This window comes from Bradyrhizobium erythrophlei (genome assembly GCF_900142985.1).
Lineage (GTDB): Bacteria > Pseudomonadota > Alphaproteobacteria > Rhizobiales > Xanthobacteraceae > Bradyrhizobium > Bradyrhizobium erythrophlei_B.
On record NZ_LT670849.1, the window covers coordinates 4786191 to 4798443 of the forward strand.

General features: G+C 62.8%; 13 protein-coding genes. 1 reads left to right on the forward strand and 12 read right to left on the reverse strand.

All coding sequences use genetic code 11. The annotated features are described in order from the left end of the window. Positions 1 to 102: 102 nt before the first annotated feature. The gene (locus BUA38_RS22710) at positions 103 to 909 is read left to right on the forward strand and encodes a tetratricopeptide repeat protein (RefSeq protein ID WP_072821374.1); all 807 of its coding nucleotides are present in this window, start codon (positions 103 to 105) and stop codon (positions 907 to 909) included. Here BUA38_RS22710 and BUA38_RS22715 read toward each other — a convergent pair. The 12 genes from BUA38_RS22715 to BUA38_RS22770 all read right to left on the reverse strand — a co-directional run bounded on the left by BUA38_RS22715 (position 906) and on the right by BUA38_RS22770 (position 12241). After that, positions 906 to 1613: a hypothetical protein gene (locus tag BUA38_RS22715; protein WP_072821375.1), complete on the reverse strand. Its 708-nt coding sequence runs from the start codon at positions 1611 to 1613 to the stop codon at positions 906 to 908. The genes BUA38_RS22710 and BUA38_RS22715 overlap by 4 nt on opposite strands. Before the next feature lie 36 nt (positions 1614 to 1649). Further along, positions 1650 to 1979 (reverse strand): hypothetical protein, encoded by a 330-nt coding sequence (locus BUA38_RS22720; RefSeq protein WP_072821376.1) that lies wholly within the window; start codon positions 1977 to 1979, stop codon positions 1650 to 1652. Next, entirely contained in the window at positions 1940 to 3733 is a 1794-nt protein-coding gene (locus tag BUA38_RS22725) for an ABC transporter substrate-binding protein (protein WP_072821378.1), read from the reverse strand. Before BUA38_RS22725 ends, BUA38_RS22720 begins: the two co-directional genes overlap by 40 nt. A 78-nt stretch (positions 3734 to 3811) precedes the next feature. After that, positions 3812 to 4138, reverse strand: coding sequence for a DUF2160 domain-containing protein (locus BUA38_RS22730; RefSeq protein ID WP_072821380.1), 327 nt, complete (start codon positions 4136 to 4138; stop codon positions 3812 to 3814). A 69-nt stretch (positions 4139 to 4207) separates the two neighbouring features. Continuing rightward, on the reverse strand, positions 4208 to 5014 hold the full coding sequence (locus tag BUA38_RS22735; RefSeq protein WP_072826337.1) for a carbohydrate ABC transporter permease: 807 nt from the start codon (positions 5012 to 5014) through the stop codon (positions 4208 to 4210). Further along, positions 5014 to 5916, reverse strand: a complete 903-nt coding sequence (locus tag BUA38_RS22740; RefSeq protein WP_072821382.1) for a carbohydrate ABC transporter permease — start codon at positions 5914 to 5916, stop codon at positions 5014 to 5016. The genes BUA38_RS22735 and BUA38_RS22740 overlap by 1 nt, the downstream gene beginning before the upstream one ends. Continuing rightward, positions 5916 to 7001 (reverse strand): ABC transporter ATP-binding protein, encoded by a 1086-nt coding sequence (locus tag BUA38_RS22745; protein WP_072821384.1) that lies wholly within the window; start codon positions 6999 to 7001, stop codon positions 5916 to 5918. The genes BUA38_RS22740 and BUA38_RS22745 overlap by 1 nt, the downstream gene beginning before the upstream one ends. A 6-nt stretch (positions 7002 to 7007) precedes the next feature. After that, positions 7008 to 8087, reverse strand: a complete 1080-nt coding sequence (locus tag BUA38_RS22750; RefSeq protein WP_072821386.1) for an ABC transporter ATP-binding protein — start codon at positions 8085 to 8087, stop codon at positions 7008 to 7010. Then, entirely contained in the window at positions 8084 to 9628 is a 1545-nt protein-coding gene (gene glpD, locus BUA38_RS22755; RefSeq protein WP_072821388.1) for a glycerol-3-phosphate dehydrogenase, read from the reverse strand. Before glpD ends, BUA38_RS22750 begins: the two co-directional genes overlap by 4 nt. A gap of 112 nt (positions 9629 to 9740) precedes the next feature. After that, positions 9741 to 10559, reverse strand: a complete 819-nt coding sequence (locus tag BUA38_RS22760) for a DeoR/GlpR family DNA-binding transcription regulator (RefSeq protein WP_072826338.1) — start codon at positions 10557 to 10559, stop codon at positions 9741 to 9743. Between the two features lie 98 nt (positions 10560 to 10657). After that, positions 10658 to 11443 (reverse strand): molybdate ABC transporter substrate-binding protein, encoded by a 786-nt coding sequence (locus BUA38_RS22765; protein WP_072821389.1) that lies wholly within the window; start codon positions 11441 to 11443, stop codon positions 10658 to 10660. Between the two features lie 63 nt (positions 11444 to 11506). Beyond that, complete coding sequence (locus tag BUA38_RS22770; RefSeq protein WP_156898662.1) at positions 11507 to 12241, reverse strand: ABC transporter ATP-binding protein; 735 nt, start codon at positions 12239 to 12241, stop codon at positions 11507 to 11509. Between the last annotated feature and the right edge of the window lie 12 nt (positions 12242 to 12253).

Here is a 12253-nt window from a genome sequence, read left to right on the forward strand (position 1 = left end):
TCTGCTCTAATCGCCGGTTCCATCGTTGACAATACCAAATTGACCGCATCCGGCTCACCTTGCGATTGGCGTGGGCGTCTAGCTTTGTTCTAATCTGCGGGCATGACCACGTCCGAGGATATCGTTCGCCGCGCCGCCGCCGCCTTCAATGCCGGCCGGCGCGACGAGGCGCGACAGCTCTGCGAGGAGGGGCTGGTCACATCGCCGGGCGAACCGATGATCAGCCATCTGCTGGCGGCCGTGCTGGCCACATCCGGCGAATTTGATGCGGCGCGGAAGCATGTCGAAGCGAGCCTTACGGCACAGCCGGACAATGCGGCGGCGCGTCTGCTTGCGGCGCGTCTGGCCAGAATGGCCGGCGAGTTCGACCGTGCGCTCGAGCATCTCGACCGGGGCATCGCGGTTGCGCCGCAGCGCGAAGCGTTCATCGAGAAAGCGCGAACGTTCGATCAGGCCGGGCTTTGGCCGCAGGCACGACAGGCCTGGAATGCGATCCTGGACGTCATTCCCGACCACGCCGAGGCCGCCGCGCGGTCGGGGCGGCTTGCGTGGGAGGACGGCGAGGCGGCGCTTGCGGTGAAGTTTCTGGAGCGCGCGACGCAGAAGGACGCGCCGGCGTCGGTGTGGTTCGATCTCGGTCTCGCGCGGCAGGATCTGCGGGACTATACGAACGCGACAGCCGCCTATCGCAAGGCGATCGAGCTGAAGGATGACCATGCCGAAGCCGTGTTCAATCTCGGCGTGGTCTTGCAGGAGACAGGCGATCTCGATGCCGCCATGCGGGCCTACGCGCAGGCCTATCGCCTGCGGCCTTCGAGCTTCGGCAACATTGCGATGGCGCTGACCTCGGCGTCGCATGGCAGGCTGTGGCTCGACGAGGCCGCGCTTCGCCGTGAGCTTGGAGGTTAGATGTGCCCGCGCCGCGCCCGAAAATGCTTTCGATAGACGTTGGGGCGGTCGAGAACTTCCGCGACCGTTTTCTCGTAGGCGCGTTTATGCGCGTCGTCGAAAGTGTCGAATTCCAGTTCGGTTGCCTCGCGCGGCACCGCGAACACCTGCGCCACCGGCGTTCCCTTTGGCAGCACACCGGAGAAATCAGGTTTGGTCCAGATAGCAGGAAAATTGATGCCACCGTCATGGAAGAGATCGGCGTCCACGAGCCCCGTGATCAGGCGAAACGGCAGATCGTCGCGATTGACGGGATGGGTGGCAAACAGCGACCAACCCTGTTCGACTTCGATGGTCCAGAAGCTGTTGAACTTGATCGCGGCCTGATCATCGCGCGCAAACGGCGCGCCCGCGAATTGCGAGGCGACATGAAAGCTCAGGGGCGCGCGCGGATGGCCCGACGCGGCAGGTTGGGGAATATCCCAGTCCCACGAAAACGAGCCGCGGTCGACGTTCACGTCGCAGGGAAGCGGGATCAGCGCGCCGTAGGCCATGGCGTCGACAAAGGGCGGACATTGCTTGACCGTGCGGATGTCGCGGCCGTGAATGTCCGAATGCGCTTTCGCCGGCATCTGGCGCAGCCAGTCCGGCAGGCCGCCGCGCGCGGGCGTCGGCCGCGGCAGGTGATCGGCGAGCGCCGGATCGCAGCGAAAGATCATGCGCATGGGGAACTCCAGAAGCGGAAGGCAGGCACTATATCGTCATTGCGAGCGAAGCGAAGCAATCCAGTTCGCCGTAAAGGGAAGAATGGATTGCTTCGTCGCTTTGCTCCCGTGCGCAAACGCTTCGCGTTTGCCGCAGGCAATGACGAAAAGAAAAGGGCCGGGATCGCTCCCGGCCCTTCGTTTTCTTCTCGTCATGCGCGGGCATAGCCGTTCGAAGAACGGCGTCGCTTCCGCTCGCCTATGACCCGCGCATCCACGTCTTGCTTCGTGGCGGCGAAAGTCGTGGATGGCCGGGTCAAGCCCGGCCATGCCGATGTTGTGAGACTTCAATTCAGCGACGCCCGCTTCGGCGGCGAGGCCGGCCACGACTTGATCAGCGTGTCGTAGTCGACAGTCTCGCCTTTCGGCTTCTCGTTGGCGAGCTTGCGCTGGGGCGCGATGTTGCCGTCCTTCTCCGACTTGGCGAACCAGAACTCGGCGGTTTCCTTCTTGTTCATCTTCGGCCCGCAGGCGCCTTGCACGCCTGATTTCTCGAGCCGTTCCATCACCGAGTCCTGAGCGGCTGCGAGCGAATCCATCGCGGCCTGCGGTGTCTTGGCTCCCGACGATGCGTCGCCGATGTTCTGCCACCACAATTGAGCCAGCTTCGGATAATCCGGCACGTTGTTGCCGGTCGGGGTCCACTGCACGCGCGCCGGCGAGCGGTAGAATTCGATCAGGCCGCCGAGTTTCGGCGCACGTTCCGTGAACGACTTGTCCCAGATGTCGGACTCGCGGATGAAGGTGAGGCCGACATGGCTCTTCTTCAAGGACACCGTCTTGGAGACGATGAACTGCTGATAAAGCCAGGCTGCCTTGCGGCGGTCGACCGGTGTCGACTTCAACAGCGTTGCCGAGCCGACGTCCTGGTAGCCGAGCTTCATGCCGTCCTTCCAATACGAGCCGTGCGGCGAGGGGGCCATGCGCCACTTCGGCGTGCCGTCGGCGTTCATCACGGCGAGGCCCGGCTTCACCATGTCGGCGGTGAAGGCCGTGTACCAGAAGATCTGCTGGGCGATGTTGCCCTGCGAGGGCACCGGGCCCGACTCGGAGAAGGTCATGCCTTGCGCCTGCGGCGGGGCATACTTCTTCATCCAGTCGAGATATTTGACGATCGAATAGACCGCCGCCGGACCGTTGACGTCGCCGCCGCGCTCGACGGAAGAGCCGACCGGACGGCAGCCTTCCATGCGGATGCCCCATTCGTCGACCGGCAATCCGTTCGGAATGCCCCGGTCGCCGTTGCCGGCCATCGAGAGCCAGGCGTCGGTGAAGCGCCATCCGAGCGAGGGATCCTTCTTGCCGTAGTCCATGTGGCCATAGACACGGACGCCGTTGATTTCCTTGATGTCGTTGGTGAAGAACTCGGCGATGTCTTCATAGGCCGACCAGTTCACGGGAACGCCGAGGTCGTAGCCATACTTGGCCTTGAACTTGGCCTTGTAGTCCGGATTGGAGAACCAGTCGTAGCGGAACCAGTAGAGGTTCGCGAACTGCTGGTCGGGCAACTGATAGAGATGGCCGTTCGGCGCGGTCGTGAAGGACTTGCCGATGAAGTCGTTGACGTCGAGACCGGGATTGGTGACGTCCTTGCCTTCGCCGGCCATCCATTCCGTGAGGTCGACGGCCTGGCCATAGCGGAAATGCGTGCCGATGAAGTCGGAGTCGTTGATCCAGCCGTCATACACGTTCTTGCCCGACTGCATCTGGGTCTGGATCTTTTCGACGACGTCACCTTCCTGGATGATGTCGTGCTTGACCTTGATGCCGGTGATTTCCTCGAACGCCTTTGCGAGCGTCTTGGATTCATATTCATGCACGGTCAGCGTTTCGGAGACCGCGTTGATCTCCATGCCCTTGAAGCGTTCAGCGGCCTTGATGAACCACTGCATTTCCTTCAACTGGTCTTCCTTGGAAAGTGTCGACGGCTGAAACTCGCTGTCGATCCACTTTTTGGCGGCGGCCTCGTCCGCAAATGCGGGCAAGGTGATCGCGGACGATGCCGCCATCAGCGCGACCGCCGATGTCATCATCAAGACGCGTGTCCGTGACGGACCGTTCCTCATCTTAAGATGTCGCATGGTGCTTCCTCCGTTGCAGCGACTGACAAATAGTCCAGGTCCAGGTTGATCCCGGATCTGCTCGTTTTCGCTTAGGCCTCAGACGGTGCGGAAGATCGCAGCCGCCGAAACAAGCGAAATTACGGTGGCGAGCCAGAGGCTCGACAATTCGATTCCTTCCCCGACCGGCAGAGTCGCCACCGTGTCGGTGCCGGCAAAGCCGATCCACAACAGGTGAATGACCGCGGCCAATACCAGCGAGATGAACAGGCGGTCGCCGCGCGTGGTGGGGATACGCAAGATGCCGACGCGCTCGGCTTCGGGGTAGGCGATCGCAAGCCAGGTCATGACGCAAAGGGTCGCGGCGAGCAGCACGAAGAAGATCGCGGTCGGCAGCGTCCAGGCCATCCATGCGAGGCTTTCCATTGCTCTACTCCTTGCGCATGATCTGGTCCGAAAACCGCTTCACACTTTTCGGGATCATGCGCGCCTCCTTTACACCCTGCCGAGCGCGAAACCGCGCGCGATATAGTTGCGGACAAACCAGATCACGAGTGCGCCGGGGATGATGGTCAACACGCCCGCCGCGGCGAGCAGGCCCCAATCCATGCCGGCGGCCGAGACGGTTCGGGTCATCACGGCCGAGATCGGCTTGGCGTCGACGGAGGTCAGTGTGCGCGCCAGCAGCAACTCGACCCACGAGAACATGAAGCAAAAGAAGGCGGCGACGCCGATGCCGCTCGCGATCAGCGGCATCAGGATCTTCACGAAGAACCGGGGGAAGGAATAACCATCGAGGAACGCAGTCTCGTCGATCTCGCGCGGCACGCCGGAGACGAAGCCCTCGAGGATCCACACCGCCAGCGGCACATTGAAGATACAGTGCGCGAGCGCCACTGCCCACGGCGTATCGAACAGGCCGATCGCCGAGTACAGGTTGAAGAACGGCAGCGCGTAGACCGCGGCCGGGGCCATGCGGTTCGACAGCAGCCAGAAGAACAGATGCTTGTCGCCGAGGAAACGATAGCGCGAGAATGCGTAGGCCGCGGGCAGCGCCACCGCGATCGAGATCACGGTGTTGATGACGACATATTTCAGCGAATTGATGTAGCCGGTATACCAGCTCTCGTCGGTGAAGATGCGGATATAATTTTCGAGCGTCGGCTGGTGCGGCCATAGGTTCATGGTCGAGACGATCTCGCCATTGGTCTTCAGGCTCATATTGACGAGCCAGTAGATCGGCAGCAGCAGGAACACCAGGAACAGCGACAGGATCAGGCGGCGGCCGGGGATCGAATGCATCACGCCGCTCCCTTCGCAGCTCGACGCTCGACGCCGGCATTGGTCATCACGGTGTAGAACACCCAGCACACGATGATGATGATCAGGTTATAGACCAGCGACAGCGCGGCGGCCTTGCCGAGGTCGAATTGGCCGAGCGCGATCTTGACCAGTTCGATCGAAATGAAGGTGGTCGAATTGCCCGGCCCGCCGCCGGTGACGACGAACGGCTCGGTGTAGATCATGAAACTGTCCATGAAACGCAGCAGCACGGCGATCAGGAGCACGCGCTTCATTTTCGGCAACTGGATGGCGGTGAACACCGCCCATCGCGACGCGCCGTCGATCTGGGCGGCCTGATAATAGGCGTCCGGAATCGATTTCAGTCCGGCGTAGCACAACAGCGCCACGAGGCTGGTCCAGTGCCAGACGTCCATCACGATGACGGTGGCCCAGGCGTCGAATTCGTTGGAGACGTAGTTGTAGTTGATGCCGATATGATTGAGCGTAAAGCCGAGCAAGCCAATATCAGGACGCCCGAAGATCTGCCAGATGGTGCCGACCACGTTCCACGGGATCAGCAGCGGCAAAGCCATGATGACGAGGCAGGCGGCGACGCTCCAGCCTTGCCGGGGCATCGACAGCGCGACGACAATGCCGAGCGGCACTTCGATTAAGAGGATCACGGCCGAGAAGAACAGGTTGCGCCAGAGCGAGGCAAAGAAACGCGAGCCGAGATCGCTGGAAGGATCGAGCAGTTCCTTGAACCAGCCGACGCCGTTCCAGAAGAACTGATTGTTGCCGAACGTATCCTGCATCGAATAGTTCACGACCGTCATCAGCGGGAGGATCGCGGAGAAGGCGACCACCAGGAACACCGGCAGCACCAACAGCCATGCTTTCTGGTTGATGGTCTTGTCCATCAGGCCTCACCCTCGACCAGAAGACTGTCGGCGTAGACGTGGACGCGCGACGGATCGAAGACGAGGCCGGCGTTGTTGCCGGACACCGAGAATCCCGGCGGGACCTTCGCGGAAAATCTGGTATCGCCGACACGGACATGGGCAAAACGAACGCGGCCGAGATCGTCGATGCGTTCGATGTTGGCGGCAAGCAGATTGGACGCCGGGCTTGCGATCTCGACGAACTCCGGCCGCACGCCAACCTCGATCCTGGCGCCCGCCGGCAAGCGGTCGTAACTCCTATTCAGCGCGATCGCATGTCCGCTGATGGTAGCCTCGCGACCGCTTACCTGGGCGGGCACGATGTTCATGCCGGGCGAGCCGATGAAATAGCCGACGAATGTATGCGCCGGGCGGTCGAACAGTTCAGCCGGCGTGCCGCTTTGCACCACGCGGCCGTCATGCATCACCACGACCGTATCGGCAAAGGTCAGCGCCTCGGTCTGGTCGTGCGTCACGTAGATCATGGTCAGGTCGAGGTCGCGGTGCAGCGCCCGCAGTTTCGAGCGCAATTGCCATTTCAGTTCGGGATCGATCACGGTGAGCGGCTCGTCGAACAGCACCGCGGCGACGTCGGAACGAACGAGGCCCCGGCCGAGCGAGATCTTCTGCTTGGCGTCGGCGGTGAGGCGCTGGGCCTTTCGCGACAAATAAGGCGTGAGATCGAGCAGGCCGGCGATCTCGGCGACGCGCGCGTCGATCTCGGGCCTGGGCATGCCGCGGTTCTTCAAGGGAAATGCGAGATTCTGCCCGACCGTCATGGTGTCGTAGATCACCGGAAACTGGAACACCTGCGCGATGTTGCGCGTTTGCGTGGTCTGGGTGGTGACATCGACACCATCAAACAGGATCTTGCCGCGCGAGGGCGTGACGATGCCGGAGATCAGGTTGAGAAGCGTGGTCTTGCCGCAGCCGGAAGGCCCGAGCAGCGCATAGGCGCCGCCGCGCCGCCATGTCATGGTGACCGGCTTGAGCGCAAAGGACTCTTCAGGCGCGTCGTTGCCGCCGTAGGAATGCGCGAGGTCGACGAGGTCAATGCGCGCCATGCTGGATCACCTCGCGCCAGGCGCCGCGACCAGACGACCGGCCGCATCGAACACAAAAATATTGTCCGGATCGAGCACGGCGTCGAGCACGTCGCCGGGCTGATATTCATGCACGCCCGGCAGCACTGCGACCCAGTTCGACGCGTCGCGCTCCAGATGCACAAAACTTTCGGAGCCGGTGATTTCCGTCACCGTCACCGTGGCATGGAAGGCGTGGCGGCCGGGAATGCCGTTGGCGATCTCCAGCTGATGCGCGCGGAAGCCGACGCGGTAGTCGCCGTCGTTGAGGCCAGCGTAAAGTCCGGCGGCGGGCGCGGCGATGCCGCCGGCATATTGCACGGAGCCGTTTTTCTTCTCGATGCCTACAACATTAAGCGGCGGATCGGAAAACACCTGCGCGACACGTAACGTATCGGGGCGGCGATAGACCAGCGGCGTCTCGCCTGCCTGCAACACTTGACCTTCCCACATGCACACGGTGCGGCCGCCGAGCAATAGTGCTTCCGACGGCTCGGTGGTCGCATAGACGAAGATCGCACCGGATGCCTCGAAGATGCGCGGCAATTCCGTGCGCAGCTCCTCGCGCAGCTTGTAGTCGAGGTTGGCGAGCGGCTCATCGAGCAACACGAGGTCGGCGCCCTTGACCAGTGCGCGGGCAATCGCCGTGCGTTGTTGCTGGCCGCCGGAGAGCTGCAACGGTGTGCGATCCAGATACGGCTCGAGCTTCAGGAGTTTGGCGGCCTCTCGTACGCGGCTGTCGATCTCGGCGCGCGGCTTGCCCTGCACGCGCAGCGGCGAAGCGATGTTCTCGTAGACCGTCAGCGAGGGGTAGTTGATGAATTGCTGATAGACCATTGCGACGGAACGTTGTCTTACGTCGGCGCCGGTGACGTCCTTGCCGTCGACCAGCACGCGGCCAGACGAGGGTTTATCGAGGCCGGCGAGCAGGCGCATGATCGAGGTCTTGCCCGACAGCGTCGGTCCCAGCAAAACACTCAGCGTGCCGCGCTCGAGTTTCAGGCTGACGTCGCGGATGGTCGTGACGCCATCGACCAGACGCGAGATATTGACGAGCTCGACGCTCATGCCCGTCCTCCAGTCTCGGCGAGGTGGCTCTTGGGCGTCGCGTGTTGCGCGGAGATCCAGACGTCAAGGGCGGCGGTTTCCTGCGGCGTCAGCCGCAGGCCGAGTTTGGATCGCCGCCATACGATGTCTTCGGTGGTGCAGGCCCATTCTTCCGCGATCAGGTATTTGACTTCGGCCTCCGTCAGGCTCGCGCCGAACAACTGGCCGAGGTCGTTCATCGACTTCGCATGGCCCAATATCCTGACGGCGCGCGTGCCATAGGCGTGCGCCAGCCGGTTGGCGTGGAAGGAGCTGAGGAACGGATAGTCGCGGATCAATTCCGCTGTCAGTGCGGGGATCGCCGAAACATCGAGGTCGCCGCCGGGCAAGGGCGCGTGGCCGGTCCATCCTTCCTGCGCCTTGGTGCCTTTGAGATAGGGCTCGAGTTTCTCCAGCGCCTCTTCCGCCAACCGTCGATGCGTCGTGATCTTGCCGCCATAGATCGAGAGCAGCGGCGCGCCACCGGGCAAATCGAGCTCGAACACATATTCGCGGGTCGCGGCCTTGGCTTCGCTGGCGCCGTCATCGTAGAGCGGGCGAACACCGGCATAGGTCCACACCACATCCGTGGGTTTCACGGGCTTGGCCAGATATTCGCTGACGGAGGCGCAGAGATATTCGATCTCTTGGGGTGTGGCTTTCACCTTGGCGGGATCGCCGTGATAATCCTGATCGGTGGTGCCGATCAGCGTGAAGTCGTCCTGATAGGGAATGACGAAGACGATGCGGCCGTCGCTGTTCTGGAACATGTAGGCGCGATCGTGGTCGTAGAGCTTGCGCACCACGATGTGCGATCCCTGCACCAGCCGCACTTTCGCCCGCGCATTGACGCCCGATCCGGCCGCCAGCACCTGCTCGACCCACGGGCCGCCGGCATTGACGAGCACGCGCGCACGAACGGTCGAGCGTTCGCCGTTTGAGATGTTCTCCAGCGTGACTTCCCAGATGCCGTCGACTTGTCGAATCCCGGCGGCGCGGCTGCGGGTGCGAATCTCGGCGCCACGGTTGGCCGCATCGCGCGCGGTGAGCACGACGAGTCGCGCATCGTCGACAAAGCAATCCGAATATTCGAAGCCTTTATGGTAGCGGTTTGATACCAGCGACTTGCCGACCTCGTCGCGGGTGAGATCGACCGAGCGCGTCGGCGGCAGCCGGTGCCGGCCGCCGATGTGGTCATAAAGAAAGAGCCCGAGCCGCAGCAGCCAGGCGGGGCGGAGCCCGTCATGATGCGGCAGCACGAAACGAAGCGGCCGGATGATGTGGGGCGCGATTCCCCAGAGGATTTCCCGCTCGATCAGCGCCTCGCGCACCAAACGAAACTCGTAATATTCGAGATAGCGCAGTCCGCCATGCACGAGCTTGGTCGACCAGGACGATGTCCCGCTCGCCAAGTCATTCATTTCACAAAGAAAAACTGAATTGCCCCGACCCGCCGCGTCGCGCGCGATACCGCAGCCGTTGACGCCGCCTCCGACGATCAAGAGGTCGAAAATCCGATCCAAGGCGCTTCCCCAGCACTCGCCTTATTGGCGATTTCACTTTCGTTTTGGATTAAATCACAAGTAAATGCGAAAGCAACTCGGCAGGGCCGGTTTTCCCGGCGGATTTCGGAACTCAGCCTACGGAAGAGCGTGGCTCGGCGTCGGTCTCGTCCGCCTCGACCGATTCCGGCAATGCCTCGATCACCTCGATGCCGTGGGTCCGGCAGACTTCCGCAAGCCCGGCCGGCAGCGCGACATCCGTCACGAAGGTGTTGATCTGCGTGATGTCGGCGATCCGCACCGGCGCGCTACGCCTGAATTTGGTGGAATCGGCGACCAGCATCACGCTGCGCGCGTTGGAAATGATCGCCTGCGCCGCCTGCACCTCGCGATAGTCAAAGTCGAGCAGCGCGCCGTCCTGGTCGATCGCGGACGCGCCGATGATGGCGTAGTCGACCTTGAACTGTCCGATCAGGCTGGTCGCGGTCGATCCGATCACCGCGCCGTCGGCACGGCGCACCGCGCCACCGGCCACGATGACCTCGATGCGCGGATACCGATAGAGCTGCATCGCGACGTTGAGGTTGTTGGTGATGACCAGAAGATCCTCATGCGAGGTCAGCGCGCTTGCGACTTCTTCCGTGGTGGTGCCGATGTTGATGAAGAGCGAGCAGCCATTCGGAATGAGGGCGGCAGCGGCGGCGCCGATCGCCTTTTTTTCTTCGGCCGCGACGAAGCGGCGCGCTTCGTAAGCGAGATTCTCGACGCCGGAGGCGATGATGGCGCCGCCGTGAATGCGCGTCAGCGCGTGGTGGTCGCAGAGATCGTTGAGGTCCTTGCGGATGGTCTGCGCCGAAACCTCAAAACGCCGCACCAGATCTTCCACCATCACGCGGCCTTGCGTGCGCGCGATGTTCAAGATCTCGGTCTGGCGGTTCGAAAGCACGGTCAACGCGGCACCCATGGAACAGGCATCCATGGTGCGGCGGTTTGGCGAGCCGGTCAACGTGGCAGATTCATCGCCGCGGCGTGAACGGCGTTGGTTAATGGTTAGGGCGGATCCATGCCCTTGGCCTTGAGCGACGCCGCGCCGGCCGGACTGGCGAGAAGTTCGATCAGCGCCTTGGCGGCTTCGGGATTCTGACTTGTCGATCCGATGCCGACAGCAAAGATCATTCTGCTGTTGAGATCGCCGGGCAGGGGACCGACAACGACGGTGCCCGGCACCGCCGCGATTTCGGACGCCTGCGCCACGCCCATTTCGACTTCGCCCCTGGCGACGAGTTCGCCGGCTTGCGCATTCGGCACCAGCGTGGTCTTGGCCTTCATCTCTTCAGTGATGCCGAGACGATCGAGCACCTTGGCAAAATAGACGCCGCTGGCGCCGCCCCTCGCGGGGTCGGCGTAGGAGATCGACTTGACGGCGAGCAGCACCGCTTTCAGCTTTTCTGCCGTCGAGATATCGGGAACAGGTGCGCCGGCGCGAACGCCGACGGCGACATAGGACGCCCCGACATTGACGATGCTGCCTTGACTGACTTTAGCCTGGGTCGCGAGATCGTCGAGGACCGGGCGCGACAGGATGATCACATCGCCGGTCTCGCCGCCGTCGATCTTTTTCTTCAGCTCCGCGATGGTGCTGTAGACGATCGTCAGGTGGTTGCCGTTGCTCTCGAACTTCGGCTTGAGCTCGTCGAGCGCGGGCGTCAGCGCCACCGTGCTCAGGACTTTCAATTCCGCGGCGCGCGCGCCAGAAGTCGAGGTCATGAGCGCCGACACCAGAGAACTACAGAACAAGGCCGCGACCGCGGCTTGCGCGCTGAAAAAAGCGGACATGATGACGGGTCTCCTGCGTGGCTCGGTTTCACCGTAACCGAAGCTTCACTGGAGCGGTAGATTTTATCCGGCATGAGTGCTGGTGACGGGTGCGGCGCGCCCGCCCAAAAAAGTCTCGGACACCACGGGATCGTCGATCAATTCGCTGGCCGGGCCCGACGTGATGACGCGGCCGGTCTCCATCAGATAGGCGCGGTCGGCGATCTTGAGCGTCTGGCGCGCCTTTTGTTCGACCAGCAACACGGTCAGCCCCTCGCGCCGCAGGTCCTGGATCATTGCAAACACGGCGTCGGTCATTTTCGGCGCGAGCCCCAGCGACGGCTCGTCGAGCAGCAATAATTTCGGCTTCGACAAAAGCGCCCGCGCGATGGCGAGCATCTGCTGTTCGCCGCCGCTCATCAGGCTTGCCAGCAGATTGCGCCGCTCCGCCAGAATTGAAAAGCGCTCGAGCAGCGCAGCGAGGTCTTTCGCCGCTTGCGCTCTGTCGCGGCGCGTATAGAGGCCCATCAGCAGATTATCCTGCACGGTCATGGTGCCGAGGATGCCGCGTCCCTCGGGCACCAGCGCGACGCCGCGGCGCAGATTGCGCTCGGCGCTGTTGGGCTTGAGAACCTCGCCTTCAAAAGCGACCTCGCCGCGATAGGGCAGGAGGCCAACGATGGCGCGCGCCACGGTGGTCTTGCCGGCGCCGTTGGCGCCGATCAGCGCGACGATCTCGCCTTGCGCGATGTCGAGCGCGATGCCGCGCACCGCCTGGATGGCGCCATAACGAACGACGAGATCGCTGACCCTGAGCATCACGCCGCCTGG